The 20,383-nt window shown below is 36.0% G+C and carries 18 protein-coding genes; 6 read left to right on the top strand and 12 right to left on the bottom strand.

Features of this window, described 5'->3' with window-relative positions; all coding sequences use genetic code 11:
- Nucleotides 1-3 precede the first annotated feature (3 nt).
- The 6 genes from RLT85_RS12615 to RLT85_RS12590 form a co-directional block, all read right to left on the bottom strand.
- Nucleotides 4-243 carry a DUF7218 family protein gene (locus RLT85_RS12615; protein WP_311402408.1) on the bottom strand — a complete coding sequence of 80 codons (240 nt, stop codon included), beginning with the start codon at nt 241-243 and terminating at the stop codon, nt 4-6.
- 58 nt (nt 244-301) lie between these two features.
- On the bottom strand, nt 302-1,099 hold the full coding sequence (gene rluF, locus RLT85_RS12610) for a 23S rRNA pseudouridine(2604) synthase RluF (RefSeq protein ID WP_311402407.1): 798 nt from the start codon (nt 1,097-1,099) through the stop codon (nt 302-304).
- Between the two features lie 10 nt (nt 1,100-1,109).
- The gene (locus RLT85_RS12605; protein ID WP_311402406.1) at nt 1,110-1,946 is read right to left on the bottom strand and encodes an alpha/beta hydrolase; all 837 of its coding nucleotides are present in this window, start codon (nt 1,944-1,946) and stop codon (nt 1,110-1,112) included.
- 27 nt (nt 1,947-1,973) lie between these two features.
- Nucleotides 1,974-2,159 (bottom strand): hypothetical protein, encoded by a 186-nt coding sequence (locus RLT85_RS12600; RefSeq protein WP_311402405.1) that lies wholly within the window; start codon nt 2,157-2,159, stop codon nt 1,974-1,976.
- 82 nt (nt 2,160-2,241) lie between these two features.
- Nucleotides 2,242-2,856: an inorganic diphosphatase gene (locus RLT85_RS12595; RefSeq protein WP_311402404.1), complete on the bottom strand. Its 615-nt coding sequence runs from the start codon at nt 2,854-2,856 to the stop codon at nt 2,242-2,244.
- A 19-nt stretch (nt 2,857-2,875) separates the two neighbouring features.
- Nucleotides 2,876-3,442, bottom strand: coding sequence for a hypothetical protein (locus RLT85_RS12590; RefSeq protein ID WP_311402403.1), 567 nt, complete (start codon nt 3,440-3,442; stop codon nt 2,876-2,878).
- A 143-nt stretch (nt 3,443-3,585) separates the two neighbouring features.
- Between RLT85_RS12590 and RLT85_RS12585 the strand changes: the two genes are divergently transcribed.
- Nucleotides 3,586-4,218: a 7-carboxy-7-deazaguanine synthase QueE gene (locus tag RLT85_RS12585; RefSeq protein ID WP_311402402.1), complete on the top strand. Its 633-nt coding sequence runs from the start codon at nt 3,586-3,588 to the stop codon at nt 4,216-4,218.
- A 55-nt stretch (nt 4,219-4,273) separates the two neighbouring features.
- Here the strand turns inward: RLT85_RS12585 and RLT85_RS12580 are convergent, their stop codons facing one another.
- Nucleotides 4,274-4,813, bottom strand: coding sequence for a DUF2911 domain-containing protein (locus RLT85_RS12580; RefSeq protein ID WP_311402401.1), 540 nt, complete (start codon nt 4,811-4,813; stop codon nt 4,274-4,276).
- Nucleotides 4,814-5,002: 189 nt separating this feature from the next.
- Between RLT85_RS12580 and gyrB the strand changes: the two genes are divergently transcribed.
- The 4 genes from gyrB (at nt 5,003) to secDF (ending at nt 12,679) form a co-directional block, all read left to right on the top strand.
- Nucleotides 5,003-6,940 carry a DNA topoisomerase (ATP-hydrolyzing) subunit B gene (gyrB, locus tag RLT85_RS12575; protein ID WP_311402400.1) on the top strand — a complete coding sequence of 646 codons (1,938 nt, stop codon included), beginning with the start codon at nt 5,003-5,005 and terminating at the stop codon, nt 6,938-6,940.
- Nucleotides 6,941-7,418: 478 nt separating this feature from the next.
- Entirely contained in the window at nt 7,419-8,426 is a 1,008-nt protein-coding gene (locus RLT85_RS12570; RefSeq protein WP_311402399.1) for a DUF6588 family protein, read from the top strand.
- A 144-nt stretch (nt 8,427-8,570) separates the two neighbouring features.
- Nucleotides 8,571-9,497, top strand: coding sequence for a malate dehydrogenase (gene mdh, locus RLT85_RS12565; RefSeq protein WP_311402398.1), 927 nt, complete (start codon nt 8,571-8,573; stop codon nt 9,495-9,497).
- A gap of 158 nt (nt 9,498-9,655) precedes the next feature.
- The gene (gene secDF / locus RLT85_RS12560; RefSeq protein WP_311402397.1) at nt 9,656-12,679 is read left to right on the top strand and encodes a protein translocase subunit SecDF; all 3,024 of its coding nucleotides are present in this window, start codon (nt 9,656-9,658) and stop codon (nt 12,677-12,679) included.
- Nucleotides 12,680-12,984: 305 nt separating this feature from the next.
- Here secDF and RLT85_RS12555 read toward each other — a convergent pair whose 3' ends face one another.
- From RLT85_RS12555 to folE, 5 genes are all read right to left on the bottom strand, one after another.
- Nucleotides 12,985-13,479 (bottom strand): DUF192 domain-containing protein, encoded by a 495-nt coding sequence (locus tag RLT85_RS12555; protein WP_311402396.1) that lies wholly within the window; start codon nt 13,477-13,479, stop codon nt 12,985-12,987.
- Nucleotides 13,480-13,484: 5 nt separating this feature from the next.
- Complete coding sequence (gene lgt, locus RLT85_RS12550) at nt 13,485-14,312, bottom strand: prolipoprotein diacylglyceryl transferase (protein ID WP_311402395.1); 828 nt, start codon at nt 14,310-14,312, stop codon at nt 13,485-13,487.
- Nucleotides 14,313-14,360: 48 nt separating this feature from the next.
- Nucleotides 14,361-14,627: a membrane protein insertion efficiency factor YidD gene (gene yidD, locus RLT85_RS12545; protein ID WP_311402394.1), complete on the bottom strand. Its 267-nt coding sequence runs from the start codon at nt 14,625-14,627 to the stop codon at nt 14,361-14,363.
- Nucleotides 14,628-14,636: 9 nt separating this feature from the next.
- A complete protein-coding gene (gene cysS / locus RLT85_RS12540) occupies nt 14,637-16,127 on the bottom strand; it encodes a cysteine--tRNA ligase (protein ID WP_311402393.1) in 1,491 nt (496 codons plus the stop codon).
- Nucleotides 16,128-16,396: 269 nt separating this feature from the next.
- On the bottom strand, nt 16,397-17,074 hold the full coding sequence (folE, locus tag RLT85_RS12535; protein ID WP_311402474.1) for a GTP cyclohydrolase I FolE: 678 nt from the start codon (nt 17,072-17,074) through the stop codon (nt 16,397-16,399).
- A 283-nt stretch (nt 17,075-17,357) separates the two neighbouring features.
- On the opposite strand from folE, the gene RLT85_RS12530 reads away from it, so the two are divergent.
- The coding region (locus RLT85_RS12530; protein WP_311402392.1) for an FIDD domain-containing protein at nt 17,358-20,383 on the top strand (3,026 nt) is incomplete at its 3' end.

Raw genomic sequence — 20,383 nt, 5'->3', positions numbered from 1 at the left:
GACTTAGTTGTTTCTTAAGGCTTCAATTAGCTCTTTCTTGTTCATTTTAGAACGATTTTCAATACCTACATTTTTAGCTTGCTCATAAAGATTTTCTTTGGTCCAATCTTCATATTTTTTAGCTTCGCCTCCTTTTTTACCAGCATCTGGTGTATTGGCTATTCTAGCAGATTTTTCTTTGCTATAGCCTTTATCTCTTAAAGCTTCATATTGATCTTCATTTTTTATTCGCGGCTTTTCCATTTCTTTTGATTTTAGATTAAAGTTACCACGATCAAATTATAAAACCCTTAAAAATATGTTAGTTTTTTCTTCTTTTTTTTGCAGTGTTGCTATACTTTTTAGAAGAACCTTGCTCTGTTGTATTTTTGGTATCTTCAGTTTTACTTGACGTAGAGACGATTTCATTCAATTCTTTAAGCTCTTTTTCCGTTAGGTCTCTATATTCTCCCACGGCGACATCCAAAGGAATATTTAAAACCCTAACTCGTTTTAGCTGTACTACTTCATAATCTAAGTATTCGCACATACGTCTAATTTGTCTATTAAGACCCTGTGTAAGTACCAGCCTAAATTCGTGAGAGCCTATTTTTTCCACTTCACATTTTTTAGTTACCGTGTCTAAAATGGGAATTCCATTAGACATTCTCTCCACGAAAGCTTCCGTAACTGGGCGATTTACTTTTACCACGTATTCTTTTCCATGGTTATTTCTAGAGCGTAAAATTTTGTTGACAATATCTCCGTCATTTGTCAGTAGGATAAGACCTTCGCTAGGTTTATCTAGCCTTCCAATAGGGAAAATGCGACTAGGATAATTTATATAATCTATAATATTGTCCTTTTCTACACGTGTGTCTGTAGTACAAACGATGCCTACCGGTTTATGAAACGCAATATATACGGGCTTTTCTTTGGGGGAAATTAATTCGCCAAAAACTCTAACTTCATCCCCTTCAGCAATTTTTGTTCCCATTTCTGGCACACTTCCATTAATAGTCACTTTGCCTTCTTCTATGAGTTGGTCTGCCTTTCTTCTAGAGCAATACCCAGCTCCACTAAGATATTTATTAATTCTAATGAGGTTTTCTTGAGACAAAATATAATTTTTAATGGTTTATAAAAGAAAGCATATGTTGGTAAACTTGTTCGTTGCTTAGCGAATGACCGCCGCCTTGGGTAACAATTAATTTAGAATTTTTCCATTCTTTATGAATGGCTTCGGAAGCAGTAATAGGAGCAATTTTATCATATTGGTCATGAATAATAAGTCCTGGTTTTCTAACCTCTTTAGCAAATCTGGCAATAGAAAACTCATCAAATTTATAACCCAATTGTTTCTGAAAATAGTCCTCTAAAGTTTTCATAACTCGAGGTTTTAACTGAAGCAATTTTTGATAGTCGCTCATAATAGAAGAAATCTCTGATGGTGGCCCTAGCAATATCAACTTTTCAACATCGTTCGTAAATTGATGTTGATTATAAATGGTAGACATCGCGCCAATGCTATGACCAACTATCATAGAAGGCGAAATATGGGTAACCACCTCTTGAATTGCGTTTGCATATAAAGGCACATTAATCATTTTCCCTTCAGAATAACCGTGCGCGGGAGCATCAAAAGCAAAAATATCGTATTCTTCTTTTTGTAGCTCTTTGACAAAATCTTTCCAACGATATGTATTGCTTTCCCAGCCGTGAACCAACAAAATTTTCTTATTGTTTCCTGGCCATCTATAGGTTTGTATTTTTTTATTCTGAAAAGAAATCACTTCCGCTTTAGCTTCGTTTAAAAAATCTTCTTGCTCAGGTTTCACTCTTCCTTTTCTAGGAGAGCAAAAGAGTTCAAAAGCTTTGGAAGCTACTTTTTGAGGCTGAATGAGATGCTGAGAATTAAATTGCATTCCAATAATTCTAGGCAAATATTTCTGAAACTTTTTCTTCATTCGTTAGTATAGAAAGCCAAAATGTGTTTAAACTTCGTCTGTATCTTTTTTTCTTTTCACAATTCCAATTCCGGCAAGAAAAAATATAAGTCCAACTATGGCGAAAGCCCAAGGACTCATGCCAACATTCAATTCTCCAAAAATTCCAAAAATACCAACAACCAGGCTAATCATTCCGGCAACGGTAAGTATAATTCCTAAGACTTTAATCATTTTAATAGGGTTTGGTTAGAAAGCTAAAGTTATGTATTACTCATTTCACCTATGCTTTAATTAACATTTTCTAAAGAAAAAATTAATGCTTGGTCCATTTATTAATAATTTCCATTGCGGTATCTTCTCCGTTAAAAGCTATAATATGAAGGTCATCTTTTTTGTCATAGTTTTGAAACCATAAAGAAATAATTTTCCTAATTTCAGGATACTGTATAGAAATGTTTTCAAAATTGTTAACAGGAATAATTTGCAATTCTTTTTGAGCGGGTACTGCGATAATTTTATCATCAAAAGCTCCATTGTCTTGGAGCCTTAAAACCGCAATAGGAATCACCTTCATTAGAGTGCCCATGGGCTGACTTTCTGCCAACACGAGAATATCTAAGGCGTCACCATCTCCACCTTCTTCTGGATTAGAATAGGTAGAAGGTATAAAACCGTAATTTCCTATATAAGGTAAAAAATGAATGCTTCTTGGAACGCCCTTTATGGAGTCCACTAGAAAATCATTTTGCTCTCTGTTGTATTCAATTTTTTTATTAGTGCCTGCGGGTATTTCTATGACCGCTTGTAAAGTGTCATTTACAAAAGTGGGTAAATGATAGTAATCTATAGTTTCTTTAGCAGGCATCTTAGAAGATTCTTTGCAGCTTATAAAAGCTACCATGCTAAAAAGTAGAGAGAGGTATTTCAAGAAAACGAAAGTTTAAAGATTATTTCCAGCCAATCCAAAAATGTTTGATTTTAGCGTCATCGGGAATTTGACTGGGTTCAATGGGAATATCAGTATTATAGCGAGCATCCCCCGTAATGTATTCTTTATCGATAGTGATATAGGAATCAATCTCATCTAAAAAGATAACCGCAGTACGTAATGTATTTTCAATTCTAGAAATTTTATAATGCGTCGTGATGTCTTTAAACGTACTTTCTACGTTTAAGCCTTCACTGGTCTTGTATCTTTTGTCCTTAATCTGAATATTTCCAATAGTGCTGGTGCTATCAAATTCTTTTGCTGGGTCTAAAATGAGAAGAATATTTCCTTTTTTGTCATAAATTAAAACCTCATTTCTTCTAGAAAAACCATTATCTACAACATTTTTTACGATAGAATCTTTCTTAAAAACCGAATCTAGATCTTTTAATTGAGTGTTGGTATGTAACAAACCAATTTTGCCATCTGTGATTAAAAATGGATTCTCTTCTTTTTCTTTTTCTTTTGCGCAAGAAGTAATCAGTAAAATAAGCAAACACTTAGCTAATATAGATTTTTGAACCATGGTCAATCGGTTTTAAAAATAACGAGAGGTAAAAGTAACAATACTATTTTTCTCGTAGAAACTTATTGATTATAATCTTACATGTTTTAAGCTATTAATTTTGACCTTAAAATTTTAATAAGGATTAACTATCTTTGCAGGCTATGAGAAAAAACGAGATTGAGAAGCTGGTAGAGCAGGGAGAAATGCTTCCGTTAATGGAAGAATTTTATACCATTCAAGGTGAAGGCTTTCATAAAGGTACGGCAGCTTATTTTATAAGAATAGGCGGCTGTGATGTAGGCTGCCATTGGTGTGATGTAAAAGAAAGTTGGGATGCAGAAAAACACCCGCCCACCAGCACAAAAACCATTGTAGATAACGCATTATCGTATAGTGATACCATAGTAATTACAGGAGGAGAGCCGCTTACTTGGGATATGACAAAAATCACTCATGCATTAAAAGAAAGAGGAGCAAAAATTCATATAGAAACCTCTGGGGCGTATCCGTTAACTGGAGTTTGGGATTGGATTTGTCTTTCACCTAAAAAATTAAAATTACCTACCGCCGAAATTTCTAAGAAAGCTCACGAATTAAAAGTAATTGTGTTTAATAAAAGTGATTTCGCTTTCGCGGAAAAACAAGCAGAAAAGGTGAATGAAGATTGTATACTTTATTTGCAACCAGAGTGGAGTGTGAGAGATAAAATGGTTCCGTTAATTGTGGACTATGTGATGAAAAATCCGAAGTGGAAAGTATCGCTACAAACCCATAAATATTTAAATATACCTTAAAAAAAAAGCCGTTTTAAATCATTTAAAACGGCTTTTTAAACTGTAAAAGTATTGTCTACTCTGCGTTTTTAAAAGGAATTTCTATATAGGTATTTTCCCATCCCATAAGCAAATTAGCTCCGTTTTGGATAGGTTGAAACGCCATAGAAAACTCTTCAATAGGAGCTGCAGCTGTTCTCGCAGGAGCTTTGATTCTCACTAAATCTTTATCTGGATCGTAATTATTGGCAGTTCCCCAAACGTGAACCTTTTTATTTAAAATTACAGTCCATTCCGTTTTATTAGGAATAGTGTACAAAGTGTAGGCGCCTGCCGGAATATTTTCACCTATTATCGTCATATCCTTGTAAATAGTAACTTCTGTAGCTTCATTAGCTCCAGTTCTCCAGATTTCACCATAAGGAACGAGATTACCAAAAATAACACGGTCATTCATACTGGGTCTACTGTAAATAACTCTAGCCATTGGCGAGTGATTTTCATTGCGAATAATGGTTACATCCATCGGACTTTTATCAATATCGGAAAAATCCTGCGCGCTTAGTGTTGAGGTCGCAAAAAATATCGCAAACAAGAAATAAATTGAATTTTTCATAGAATTAATTTTAGTAAATGTAGCTTTTTATTTTTTTTCTGCGGAAAAAATGAGAGGTTAAGTTTTAAATTAGGAAATAAACAACTATTAAGATGAATTGTTAATAACTTAAACCATTGTAGAAAGTAATGGTTTCCGTAAGAAGAAGGCTTTCTCTATATTTGTTTTTAGTAGTAATTTTTGATATATATGAGCGAAGAAACTAAGAAAGATTATTCAGCCGATAGTATTCAGGCGTTAGAAGGAATGGAGCACGTAAGAATGCGACCATCAATGTATATTGGAGATGTAGGAAATAGAGGTTTGCATCACTTGGTTTATGAGGTGGTCGATAACTCTATTGATGAAGCTATGGCGGGATATTGTGATGCCATAGATGTTGTGATCAATGAGGATGGCTCTATTACTACCAAAGATAATGGGCGTGGTATTCCTATAGATCTACATAAAAAAGAAGGAGTTTCTGCTTTAGAAGTGGTAATGACCAAAATTGGAGCAGGAGGAAAGTTTGATAAGGATTCTTATAAAGTTTCTGGAGGACTTCACGGTGTGGGAGTAAGTGTAGTAAATGCACTTTCTGAACACTTGCACGCTATGGTGCATAAAAATGGTCAGCTTTGGGAGCAAGAATACTCAAAAGGGAAACCTTTGTATCCTGTTAGAAATGTAGGAGAAACAGATTTTACAGGTACCGTTGTTACTTTTCAACCAGATTCTAGTGTTTTTAAGGAAAGTACAAGATATAGTTATGATACACTTGCAAGTAGGTTAAGAGAATTAGCTTACCTAAATAAAGGAATTAAAATTTCTTTAATCGATAAGCGAGAGAAGGAAGCAAACGGAGAGTATAAGCAAGATCATTTTCATTCAGAAGAAGGTCTTAAAGAATTTATTCGTTTCTTAGATGCAACTAGAGAGCCAATTATTGGCGATGTAATTTCTATGGAAGGGGAGAAGAATGAGATCCCTGTAGAAGTGGCTATGGTGTATAATAACTCGTATAATGAAAACTTACACTCTTATGTAAATAATATTAACACTCACGAAGGAGGAACACATCTTTCTGGATTTAGAAGAGGACTTACGTCTACTCTAAAGAAGTATGCAGATGCATCGGGAATGTTAGATAAAGTAAAATTTGAAGTCTCTGGAGATGACTTTAGAGAAGGATTAACCGCAATAGTTTCTGTAAAAGTAGCAGAGCCTCAATTTGAGGGACAAACGAAGACTAAGTTGGGGAACCGCGAAGTTTCTTCGGCTGTTTCACAAGCGGTTTCAGAAATGTTGGAGATTTATTTAGAAGAAAATCCTAATGATGCTAAAATCATAGTTCAAAAAGTGATTTTAGCAGCTCAAGCCCGTCACGCAGCGAAAAAAGCACGGGAAATGGTGCAACGTAAAACCGTAATGAGCGGTGGTGGTTTGCCAGGAAAACTTTCAGATTGTTCAGAACAAGATCCAGAGCAGTGTGAAGTATTCTTAGTCGAGGGAGATTCGGCAGGGGGGACGGCAAAGCAAGGGCGTGACCGAAATTTCCAAGCTATCTTACCGCTTAGGGGTAAGATTTTGAATGTAGAAAAGGCCATGAAACATAGGGTTTTTGAAAATGAAGAAATTAGAAATATCTACACTGCATTAGGAGTAACTATTGGTACAGAAGAGGATAGCAAAGCTTTAAATCTCTCAAAATTACGCTACCATAAAATTGTGATTATGTGTGATGCTGATGTGGATGGTAGTCACATTGCAACGCTTATTTTAACGTTCTTCTTTCGTTATATGAAAGAATTAATTGAGGCGGGACACATTTATATTGCGACTCCTCCTTTATATTTAATCAAAAAAGGAAGTAGAAAACGTTACGCTTGGAGTGAGCAAGAACGCGATGACATTACCAAAGAATACGCAGGAAGTGTAGGCGTACAGCGATATAAAGGTCTTGGAGAAATGAATGCAGAGCAGTTATGGGATACTACTATGAATCCAGAATTTAGAACTTTGCGTCAAGTGACGATAGATAATGGTACCGAAGCAGATCGTATCTTTTCTATGTTGATGGGAGATGAGGTTCCGCCAAGAAGAGAATTTATTGAGAAAAATGCAGTATATGCAAATATTGATGCATAAATAGTGTTGGTTATATATATTGAAAAAGTCCGTATTTTGAAAAAATACGGACTTTTTCTTTTTCTATATCCGCTTTCATATATAAAATTAGTTTTTTTACTTAAATGGTATTAAAAAGATGAAATAAAAGTGTCCAGAATTTTCTCCATTAAACTTGTCTTAGCATTGAAACGCAAGCTATATTAGATGGGTTTTAATTTTCTATCTAAGATGTTTAGAAAAGCTCTGCATCTCCCAAGTTAACAGAGTTTTTAGTAAGAATTACTCATTTTTTCTCTGAATCACGTCTAAAATGAAGTTCCTTTTAAGAAAAATGAAGTAATTTTTAGGATTTTGCGAATAAAAATGAGAACTTAGATGCCCCCCCATCCTAAACATGAGCTTTGTAATGAAAGCTTTCATTTGTTCTTTAGTGCTTAGAGTTGTTGAGTGCACTCTGCACATAGATTTTGAATAGGAATCATTTAAAATAAATAGTATGAAAAAGTTAATTTTAATCATCTGTATCCTTGGGGGAGCACAACTTTCTGCTCAAAACAGTATTCAAGAATTATTAAACGCAGGAGTTGATGATGCCCAAACCTTTATGTCTTCTTATTTTGAGCCCGGAGCTGCAGGTGCGCTGTATGCTGTAAATGCGGGTTGGTACAATTCCGCGAAGGCGAAAAATTTTTTAGGTTTTGAAATTTCGGTAATAGGGAATGCATCCTTGGTAGATGACGATAAGAAGAGTTTTTTGTTAGATGTAAATGACTATAGCAATATTAGATTGGCTTCTGGTCAATATCAAGTAGAAGTTGCGACTATTTATGGGGTAAACCAGCCAGATGTGATCGTACTTGTAGACTATATGATGCCGAATGGGAGCACGCAAACGCTGGAAATAGAGCTTCCACAAGGAGCAATTAACCAAACTCTTGATGCCGTGCCAGCGGCGTTTTTACAAGGGTCGATAGGTTTATTTAAAGGCTTTGAATTTAAAGCTAGGTTTGTGCCAAAAATTGAATATGATGAGGTGTCTACAAATTTATATGGAGCAGGGATTCAGTATGAATTTACCAGTCTACTGCCTGCTGATAAATTATTTCCTGTTGCTGTTTCTGGCTTGATAGGATATACACATTTTGCCGCTGATTATGACTTAGATCAAACGCCGATTCAGGCCGAAAGTCCTAATATAAGTACCAAATTATCTAGTTTTAACTTCTCTGTAATTGCATCCACCAACTTGCCTATTATCAATTTTTATGGTGGAGTGAATTATATGACGGGAAATGCAAAAACTAATCTTAACGGAAAATATACCTTTACGGAAGGAGTTCTGCAAGGCGAAACGATACAAGATCCGTTGCGTGTAAAGAATGATGTAGATGGAGTGTCTGCCACTTTAGGATTTAACTTAAAACTGGCGTTTGTAGGTTTGAATGCTTCCTATAGCTTTCAACAGTATAACGCGGTTAGCGTAGGACTTAATTTTGGGCTGTAATCTTAAGAGCCTGAATGAATTTTGTGAATAAAATTTTCTATTTAGTTGAATTTTAGCAGGCATTTAACCTTAGAATAGCATTAAAAAGTAAAAGCTTTTCGTATTTTAGCAACTTTAAAATTAATCACATAAAATCATAATATAATGAAAGTTACCGTTGTAGGTGCAGGAGCCGTTGGGGCAAGTTGCGCAGAGTATATCGCTATTAAAAATTTTGCTTCAGAAGTAGTATTGTTAGATATTAAAGAAGATTTTGCTGAAGGTAAAGCTATGGATTTGATGCAAACCGCATCTTTAAATGGTTTTGATACAAAAATTACTGGAAGCACCAGTGATTATTCTAAAACTGCTGGTAGTGATATCGCTGTTATTACAAGCGGAATTCCGCGTAAGCCAGGTATGACCCGTGAAGAATTGATAGGTATTAATGCAGGAATTGTAAAAGATGTTTCTTCTAACATTATTAAGCATTCTCCAGATGTAACTATTATTGTGGTGAGTAATCCTATGGATACGATGACGTATCTGGTGCACAAAACTACAGGTTTACCAAAAAATAGAATTATAGGTATGGGCGGAGCTTTAGATAGCGCTCGTTTTAAATACCGTCTAGCGGAAGCTTTAGAAGCGCCAATCTCTGATGTGGACGGAATGGTAATTGGAGGTCATAGTGACAAAGGAATGGTGCCGTTAACACGTTTAGCTACTAGAAACTCTGTGTTGGTGTCTGAATTTATTTCAGAAGATAGATTAAACCAAGTTTCAGAAGATACGAAAGTAGGAGGAGCAACCTTAACTAAAATGTTAGGAACAAGTGCTTGGTATGCGCCAGGGGCTGCAGTATCTGGATTGGTACAGGCAATTGCTTGTGATCAAAAGAAAATCTTCCCTTGTTCTACGTTACTTTCAGGAGAATATGGATTAGATGATTTATGTATAGGAGTTCCTGTAGTCTTAGGAAAAAACGGAATTGAAAAAATTGTAGAGATTAAATTAGACGAATCCGAAGCAAATAAATTAAAAGAAAGCGCGGAAGGAGTTAAGAAAACCAACGGCCTTTTAGAGCTATAAGCATTTATTTAAGAGTTTAAAAAGTACAGCCTATGGAGACGAAAGTTTCTATAGGCTTTTTTTGTGAAATTTATCTTAAAAAAACTATTGCCATTTCTTTTTTGAAACCCTATATTTGTCCGTTTTTAAAATGAGATTAATAAATAATTTAAGTAATAATGCAGAATAAGGGAATCATAAAGCTGTTCGCAATTTTATTCGGGTTGGTAAGTATTTACCAATTATCGTTTACTTTTATCGCTAATAGTGTAGAAGACGATGCGGAAGCTTTTGCGGCTCAAAGAATAAGCAGTGACGTGGAAGACTATCATGCTCTTAGAGAGATAGAACAAACCAGGTACTTAGATTCTATTGGCAATAATGAGATTTTTGCTGGAATCACGTATAACACTGCCAAGGACAAAGAGCTGAACAAAGGTTTGGATTTAAAAGGAGGAATCAATGTGATCTTGCAAATATCTGTAAAAGATATTTTACGAGAACTAGCCAACAACTCCAAAGATCCTGCTTTTAGTAAAGCTTTAGCTAGAGCCGATGAATTGCAAAAGACGAGTCAGGATGATTATGTGGACTTGTTTTTTGAAGCTTTTGAAGAAATTCCTGATGCGCGTTTAGCATCTCCCGATATTTTTGCAAATAAGAATTTAAGCGACGATATTACGTATGATATGACCAATGCGCAGGTAAAGCCTATCGTTCGTAAGAGAATTGACGAAAGTATTACCTCTGCTTTTGAAGTATTAAGAAAACGTATTGATAAATTTGGAGTAACACAACCTAACATTCAACGTCTAGGGAACTCAGGGAGAATATTAGTTGAGTTGCCAGGAGCTAAAGATATTGAGCGTGTAAAAGGTTTATTACAAAGTACGGCACAATTAGAATTTTGGCATGTATTTAAAGGACAGGAATTAGCGCCTTTTATTAGTCAGGCTGATAGTAGATTAAGAGAAATTTTAAAACCTACAGAAGAAATTGAAAAAGTAACCGATTCTACAGCTACAGATTCTACGAAAGTTTCTGAAGAAGAAGATATCGAAGATTTATTAGCCAATGCCGAAGATGAAGAGCAAGGCGATGATATTACCAAAACCAATCCTCTTATTGGATTGATTAAAGCTGGTGGGGGGCAAGGTCCTGTAATTGCCACTTTTTCTGTAAAAGATACTGCTCAAGTAGGTAAGTATTTAAGAATGTCACAAGTAAGATCATTATTGCCAGCAGAACAGCGTTACGCAAAATTTGTATGGGGTAAATCTTCAGGTGAAGATGAGCTAATCGACTTATATGCTTTAAAAGCAAACAAAACAAATCAACCCGACCTTAGTGGCGGAGTGATTACCAATGCAACCCAAACCTATGATCAATATGGAGGAGTTGCAGTATCTATGGAAATGAATGGAAAAGGAGCTAAGAGCTGGGAGCAAATGACAACCGTAGCTTTTAACAATCGTTCTCAAATTGCTATTGTTTTAGATGATATCGTGTATTCTGCTCCAGGACTTTCTACAGGTGCAATTTCTGGTGGTAGAAGTGAGATTACAGGAGATTTTAGTGTATCTGAAGGGCAAGATTTAGCAAACGTATTAAGAGCAGGTAAGTTACCAGCATCTGCAGATATTGTTCAAAGTGAAGTAGTTGGACCGTCTTTAGGACAAGAAGCTATTGATAGTGGAATTTTATCTTTTGCAATCGCATTAGGTTTTGTATTAATTTGGATGTTCTTCTACTATGGTAAAGCAGGTCTTTTTGCAGACATTGCATTAGCGGTTAACATCTTATTTATTTTCGGAATTTTGGCAGGATTAGGAGCGGTGCTTACGCTTCCTGGGATTGCAGGTATTGTATTAACCATCGGTATGTCTGTAGATGCTAATGTACTTATTTTTGAACGAATAAGGGAAGAGTTGGCTAAAGGAAAAGCTCAAATTGATGCCATTAAAGATGGATTTAGCAATGCGCTATCTTCTATTTTAGATGCCAATATTACCACTGGTTTAACGGGTATCATCTTATTAATTTTTGGAACAGGACCTATTAAAGGATTTGCAACTACCTTATTAATTGGTATTTGTACCTCTTTATTTACAGCAATTTTTATTACTCGTTTGTTTATAGACAAGTATGGGAAAAACGGAAAATCTTTAGAATTTTCTACAGCGGCAACAAAAAACTTGTTTCAAAATGTGGCAATCAAATTTATCGCAAAAAGAAAAATTGCATACATCATTTCAGCGGTTGCGATTGTCATTAGTTTAGGTTCTCTGTTTGTAAACGGTCTAAACCAAGGAGTTGATTTTGTTGGAGGAAGAACGTATACGGTAAGATTTGATAAATCTGTAAACGCTACAGATATTGAAAAGAAACTAGTTGAAACGTTTGGAAGTGCGGAAGCTAAAACTTTTGGGGCAGACAATCAGTTAAAAATTACCACTAAATATAAAGTAGAGGAAGAAGGAACGGAAGTAGATAATGAGATTTCTAGAAAATTATTTGAAACCCTTAAGCAAGATTTGCCTAAGACCTTAACTTATGAAGATTTTAATGTAGGTAGTGGCGGTGATAGTGAAGTAGGGGTGATGTCTTCTATGAAAGTAGGACCAACCATTGCAGATGATATTAAAAAAGCCTCTATTTGGGCAGTATTAGGTTCGTTAATTGTAGTTTTCTTATATATCTTATTTAGATTTAGAAGATGGCAATTTAGTTTGGGTGCTGTAATTGCAGTTTTCCACGATGTATTAATCATTTTGGGTATATTCTCTATCTTTAGAAACTATATGCCTTTTAGTATGGAAATTGACCAGGCTTTTATCGCTGCGATTCTTACGGTAGTAGGTTACTCTTTAAATGATACTGTGGTTGTATTTGATAGAATTAGAGAGTACTTTAACGAACATAAAACGTGGGCATTTAGTAAAACTATTGATGCGGCATTAAATAGCACGGTAAGTAGAACAGTAAATACCTCTTTAACTACCTTAATCGTGTTGTTAGCCATCTTTATTTTTGGTGGTGAAAGCATTAGAGGATTTATGTTTGCCTTAATCATTGGGGTTATTGTGGGTACTTATTCTTCATTGTTTATTGCAACACCAATAATGTATGATACAGCTAAAAATAAGAGTGAAGATTTATTAGCGAAGAAAGAAGAAGAAACAGAAGAGGAAGAAGTGATCTAATTCTGATTTATTTATAGAGAACAAAAAGGCCATCAATTTTGATGGCTTTTTTTGTGAGTATAATATATCGAAACTGTAAGCTCTACCTAGTGGAATGGAATACTTCAGATAAAAGTTAAAAAACTAAGGGCTTTCGCAGCTTTCTGGTTGATACTTTCGTAATGATATTGTAGTCTATTCTGACAAGTAAATGGGTAGAGTGGCCTCACTAATTGGAAACTCAAGCTAGTGAAAAAGACTTTAAAATAAAATTTTGTTTAAGCTTCGCATCTGTTACGTCTCAGCTTATATTTAGAATATAAGTTCTAATCCAAATGAAAAATAACAGAATCTCCTTCACTAAGATTCCAATGTTTAGCTAGACCTCCATTAATTTCTAAAACGTATTGTGAAGCGGCTTGTGAAGGAATAGGTGTTTCATTAAAAGGCTTTGCATCGCGCTGAATGTCTACCACCTTATTATTTTTATTGATATATACCAAATCTAAAGCGATGTAGGTATTTTTCATATAAAAATTGGGGCGGGGGCTTTCTTCTTTATAGATAAAAAGCATGCCTCGGTTTTCTTTCATTTGTTTGCGATACATCAAACCCGTTTGCTGCTCGTAAGAACTAATGGCAGTTTCAATTTCTAGATGCTTTAAAGTATCTTTTTCTGAGTTAAGAAAATGCAGCTCGCCGTTCTTTTTGAAAGTAATCTCGGCAGTGGTGACCGGTTTATTTTTAGCTTCTTCTTTGCATGCCGTAAACAGCAAAACAATTCCGCCTACGAGCGTAAAATTTCTGAGTATTTTTCTCATGAATATTATGTTGTAACTGGCGTGTTGGTGTTCTTTCTAAAAATGAGGTACAAGCCAATAAGAATAAAAGGAATGCTTAGCCATTGGCCAGTATTTAAAGCCCAAGCCGCTCTGTCTTCTACCTGAGCCTCTTTTATAAATTCGATAAAGAATCTAACGGACCAGAGTAGTACTAGAAAAACACCAAATATATAGCCTAGTTTCTCTCTTTTGTTGGTTTTCCAATAGAGGTACCAAACAATAATGAAAACAATTACGTAGCAAGCCGCTTCGTAAAGTTGTGCGGGATGACGCGGAAAACTCTCTCCTAATTGCTTAAAGATAACCCCGTAATCCGTTCCTGTTGGTTTTCCTATTATTTCTGAATTGATAAAGTTTCCAATTCTAATAAAAACGCCACCACTGGCTACAGGAATCACAATTCGGTCTAAAATCCATAGCATAGGTTTCTTGACCACATTTTTGGAGTAAAAATACATGGCGATAATTACACCGATAGCCGCCCCATGACTCGCTAAACCTTGAAATCCTGTGAATTCAAATGTCGGGACAAACCTGGCGGGAAGAATGATGGATAAAGGATCTTCAAGAAAAAGTTCGGGTTGGTAAAAAATAACGTGCCCCAATCTAGCTCCTAGCAATACCGCAATTACGGTGTACATAAAGATAGCATCTAGCTCTTTTTCTCCCATGCGTTCGCGTTCAAGAATGTTCTTCATTAAGTACCAGCCTAAGGTAAAAGCGACCAAATAACTAAGGCTGTAGTACCGAATCATAAAAAAGCCTAAATCGATTCCTGTTGAAGGATCCCAAACAATAGCGTTCGCTAACATGAGCTGTGGTTTAAATTTGAAGTGGTAAAGATAAAAATATGAATTTGTTTATACGGATTTTCCTTTAGTTTTATCTTTAGGATCTTTAGGCGGTACAGGATCATAACCCGATTCTCCCCAAGGGTGACATCTTGCGATTCTTTTTACGGAAAGAAAAATGCCTTTAAAAAGTCCGTGTGTTTTGAAAGCTTCTTTTGCATACGAAGAGCACGTAGGCTGAAACCTGCACGAAGCGGGCGTTAGCGGCGAAATATAATTTTGATAGACTTTAATAATACCTAAAAAAGGAGCGATTAAAATCTTTTGAACCTTCATAGGATTGTTTTATAAAGTATACGAAGTTCCTTCCCGGGTGTCTTTAAGCTCAATATTTAAATTGGCCAATTCATCTCTAATTTGATCACTCAGCGCGAAATCTCTATTGAGACGTGCTTTTTTTCGCAATTCGATAAGCAATTCTACCAAGTTTCCAATGCGGCTGGTGTCGTTGTTGTTGGTGTTTTCATCGCTTGTTACAGGGACTAAGCCTAAAATATCAAACGCAAATTCGTGCATACTCTTTTGCAAGGTATTTAGATCTTCTTGGGTAATACTCGCTTTTTCTGCGGCAATAGAATTGATTTGTTTTACCGCATCAAATAGTTTGGCGATGAGAATAGGACTGTTAAAATCGTCATTCATCGCGTCGTAGCATTCTTGTTTCCATGTTTTAACATCAAAACTAGAGTTTTCGTGAGTTTTTAACTGCGGAATAAGTGCAATAGCATCCATTAAGCGCTGGAAGCCTTTTTCTGCGGCGGTTAAAGCTTCATCAGAAAAGTCTAAAATGCTTCGGTAATTGGCTTGAAGCATAAAGAAACGAGCTACCGACGGACTGTAAGCTTTGGAGAGCACGTCGTTATTTCCGCTAAATAAATCTTCAGGAAGAATATTATTTCCGGTACTCTTCGCCATTTTTTTACCGTTAAGGGTAAGCATATTGGCGTGCATCCAATAATTTACAGGATCTTTTCCGCTGGCAGCTTTTCCTTGTGCGATTTCACATTCGTGGTGGGGAAATTTTAAATCCATTCCGCCGCCGTGAATATCAAATTCTTCGCCCAAATATTTAGTACTCATTACGGTACACTCTAAATGCCAACCGGGGAAACCAACACTCCATGGCGAAGGCCAGCGCATAATGTGCTGGGGTTCGGCTTTTTTCCAAAGTGCAAAATCCTGCGGATTCTTTTTATCAGTTTGTGCTGCTAGCTCTCGGGTATTGGCAATCATATCTTCTAGCTTTCTTCCGCTAAGGATACCGTATTGATTAGATTCGTTATATTTCATCACATCAAAATAAACAGAGCCGTTAGCTTCGTAAGCCAGACCTTTATCTATAATGTCTTTGATGATTTCAATTTGCTCCACAATATGGCCTGTCGCTGTTGGCTCGATACTAGGAGGGATGTTATTAAATTTTTGCAAGGTGTTATGAAAGTCGACCGTATATTTTTGAACCACTTCCATAGGTTCAATTTTCTCTAATCGTGCTTTCTTGGCGATACGATCTTCTCCGGTTTCGGCATCATCTTCTAGGTGGCCTGCATCGGTAATATTTCTTACATAACGCACTTTATAGCCCAAATGCTTTAAATACCTAAACACAAGATCAAAAGAAATAAAAGTTCTACAGTTTCCTAAGTGTACTTTACTATATACGGTAGGCCCGCATACGTACATGCCTACGTAACCTTCTGTAATAGATTGAAACACTTCTTTCTCTCCTTTAAGGGAATTGTAAATCTTTAATTTTTGTTCTTGGTATAAAGCCATAAACTTAGTAATTAATATTAATTGTTGTTTGAAAAAGAACCAAGACCGCTTCGCTGTTAGAATTTAGACCCAAGACTTGATTGTAACTAATTGATAAAATAGCAGTTATTTTGGTTAAATTCATTTTCAAAAAAGTAAGTTAGCCTTTTTAAAATCGTTTAAGATTTTAAAAACTCAAAAGGGCTCGTCAAAAATTTTAAGCGGACATTAATAATTGATTTTTAATTTCTGCTGAAGAGTTTGATTTCCGCAGTTCTTTATAATCAGATTTAAAAATCGGTATCCATATTAATATAATCTAAAAACTCTCTTTTGGTAGCGGGGTCTTTAAACTGACCTCCAAATTCGCTTGTAACCGTGCTACTTTCAATATCACGAATTCCTCTACTATTTACGCAAAGGTGTTTGGCATCAATCACACAAGCTACATCTTTGGTTCCCAATACCGCTTGTAATTCTTGTACAATTTGCATGGTAAGACGTTCTTGTACTTGCGGACGCTTTGCAAAATAATCTACAATTCGGTTCATTTTAGATAGACCAACAACAGTTCCGTTAGAAATATAAGCTACTTGGGCTCTTCCTACGATAGGTAGCAAGTGATGCTCACAAGTAGAATAAACGGTAATGTTTTTCTCTACCAGCATTTCACCGTACTTATAGTTGTTGTCAAATACCGAAGCTTTTGGTTTGCGTTGTGGGTGTAGACCAGAGAAAATCTCTTGTACAAACATTTTAGCCACTCGCTTAGGAGTTCCCTTAAGACTATCGTCGGTAAGATCCATTCCTAGAGTTTCTAAAATATGGTTGACATCTTTTTCAATGAGATCAATCTTTTCTTCGTCAGAAATCTCAAAAGCATCTTCTCTAACCGGGTTTTCTGTACTCGATGCAATATGGTTGTCACCAAATTCTTCTATAGTATCCAATATCTTATCTATTTTCATAATGAAATCTACTTCATCAGTTTTAGGGAGCAAAGATAAAGAATTTACTTTTTTAAATAAACCGATTTGACGGCTAACTTAATAAATGATAGAATTTAACTTTATTTTAATAAAAATTTATTATTTTTCACGCTTCAATTCAAAATTGGATCACTTCCAAATAGCTAAAATTATTTTTTTAGGATTTAGTTACAGGGGGATATTTCTAGTAAGGATTGTTGTATGTATATTAAACCCCATGGTGCTCTCATTTTTTTGAGTCTCCGAGTATGAAACCTACCTTATGAAAGCAAAACTACTACTGTTGTGTGTCCTTTTTAGTTACTCTTCCTTCCAAGCATTTGCTCAAAATGTGATTAGTGGAACAGACACGAATGTTTCTCAGTGTACAGGAAATTTTTATGACAATGGAGGTCCTAATTCAGGGTATCAAGATAACGGTACCGAAGTCGTAACTATATGCTCAGATGTTGCAGGTCAGGTGACTCAGGTGGAGTTTACTGCTTTTCAATTGGGAGCAGGTGATGTTTTAAATATTTACGATGGAGATTCAACGAATGCTCCTTTAATGAGTTCCCATGAATTAGCAAATAATCCAGATACGGTTTTTGCTTCTGGAGATAATCCTTCAGGATGTTTGACTTTTGAATTTATAACCGATGGGACTACTTCGCCTTTACCAGGTTGGCAGGCTGTCATTTCTTGTCGTGAGCCTTGTGAGCCTATAGATGTGCAAATAGACAACGTGTCGCCAGGAGAATTAGTAGGGGGTGTATATAACGTAGGACAGGGCCAAGTGATTACTTTTGAAGGAAGTGTCGATTTTGGAAATGCAGATCCTACAGGAGCCACTTATGAATGGAATTTTGATAATGGCCAAACGGGAACTGGAGCAACAGCTACTACCACCTATAACAATACAGGGATTTATGATGTTGTTTTAACCCTTACCACAGCAGATGGTTGTATCACTTCGATTACACAACAAGTAGAGGTTTTTTCGAATTTTATTGATGTAGATGATTCCTATACAGATAATGAACTGGTAGATTTACTTATTAGTGGGACCTGTGCCAATTATTCTAACATCACTTCGGTAACCAATACTAGTAATAAACAATACGGTTATTTTACAGCTCAATATTCAGATTTTCCTTTTCAAGAGGGGATTGTGATTAGTACAGGTTTTGCTGCTAATGCGGAAGGTCCAGATAGTGGAGTTAATAGTGACTTTACGAATACGGGAAGTGATCCAGATTTAGATGCCGAATTAAATACAGGCAATTCTTTAAATGATAGAGCCTATATTCAATTTGATTTTGTGCCGTATGTAAGTGAGATTAACTTTAATTTCATTTTCGCCTCAGAAGAGTATATTGGTAATTTTTCGTGTACATTTTCAGATTCTTTTGCTTTTTTGTTGACAGATTCTGCTGGGAATACAACCAATTTAGCAGTGCTTCCTAATACAACTACACCAATAACAGTAACCAATGTGCATCCTGCAAATGCAAATTGTGGTGCGGTTAACGAACAGTACTTTGGTCAATTTAATGGGCAAGCAAATTCTGCTATAGAATTTGAAGGACAAACTGTTGCTTTAACGGCTACAGGAACTGTAAACCCAGGAGAAACTTATTCTATTAAATTAGTCGTAGCGGATGAGAGAGATCAATCTTATGATAGTGCTGTATTTTTGGAAGCAGGAAGTTTTGAACTAGGAGCTAATCTAGGAACCGATGTTGTTTTAGATAATAACGAATTGGAGTTTCCAGTGCCTTGTGAAGGGGATATAATTATTTTGGATCCTTTTGAGAACGTAGATCTTATACCAGGCGCAACTTTTACTTGGTTTTTAAATGGCGAGGTAATCCCAGGTGAAACAGGAGAAACTTTAGAGGTGACAGAGGAAGGTACGTATGGAGTAGAGGTTTTCTTTACACAAGATTGTACTGGAGAAGATGAGATATTTGTAGATTATTTACCAACACCAGATTCTTCTGAATTTAACCCGGTTGATCTTATAGAATGTAACCCAGGACAAGCATCGCTTGATGTTGATTTAACTCAAAATGATTCAGAAGTCCTAGGGAATCAAGACCCAACAGATTTTATAATTACATATTACAATACACAACAAGAAGCGGAAGATGGAGCAAACCCTATCATAAATCCAGCACAATACAATGTGGCAGCAGGAACTCCTGAAGTCATTTTTGTGAGAATCGAAGGCTCAGAAAGTAACGATGATTCTATTTGTGCACAAGTAGGTTCTTTTGAAGTTTCTTTAGAAGGAATAAGCATTGGCGAGAACATGCTTGATTTGGAAGAGTGTGATGATGATAATGATGGAGACGCTATTTTTGACTTAACGGAAAATGAAGTCTTGGCTTTAGATGGTTTAGATCCAGCTAACTATACCGTGACTTATTATGAAACACAAGCAGAAGCCGATGCAGCTACACCGACAATTCCTAACCCAACAACATACGAGAACGTAAATGCAAACCCACAAGAAATTTTTGTGAGAGTTCAGGATAATAACGATGAGGATTGTAACGATACAGGATCCTTTTTTATTGAAAGCTTCGCTGTAGGCGAAGTAAACCCAGTAGAAAACTTAGACATTTGCGACACTACAGGTGCGGGTGCAGATTTTGATTTAACCACCAATACAGCATTAGTATTAGGTGTTCAAGACCCGGCAGATTTTGCTGTAACCTATTATACCACCCAAGCTGAAGCCGATGCTGGAACCCCAGAAATTGCAGACCCAGCCAACTATGAAGTAGTCAATGAAGGATCACAAACCATTTTCATACGTATTGAAAATGTAAACAATACCGAATGTTTTAATACCATTAGTTTTGAAGTAAGTCTAACGGTAGTAGAAGTAGGCGCATTAGACGATTTAGAAGAATGTGACGCCGATAGTAATGGCAGCGCACTATTTGATTTAACAGAAAATGAGTCCAATGCATTAGATGGAGCAGATCCAGCTAATTATACGGTAAGCTATTACCTAACCCAAGCCGAAGCCGAGGTACCAGAAAACGAAGTACCTTTCCCTACTACGTATCAGAATGTAAACAATAATCCACAAGAGATTTTTGTACGCGTAGAGAACAATACTAATGCAGACTGCTACGATACCAGTAGCTTTATGGTAGAGAGCTTTCCAAACGGAGTAGCCAATGCCGCCGAAGATTTACAGCTTTGTGATAATGGAACCGGCGGACCTTATGAGTTTGATTTAACCACCAATACGCCCTTAGTGTTAGGAACTCAAGACCCTGCATTATTTGATAT

This window comes from Mesonia ostreae, assembly GCF_031845265.1.
GTDB lineage: Bacteria > Bacteroidota > Bacteroidia > Flavobacteriales > Flavobacteriaceae > Mesonia > Mesonia ostreae.
Note: the sequence above shows the minus strand (reverse complement) of the source record. Positions and strands in the feature narration are given on the sequence as shown.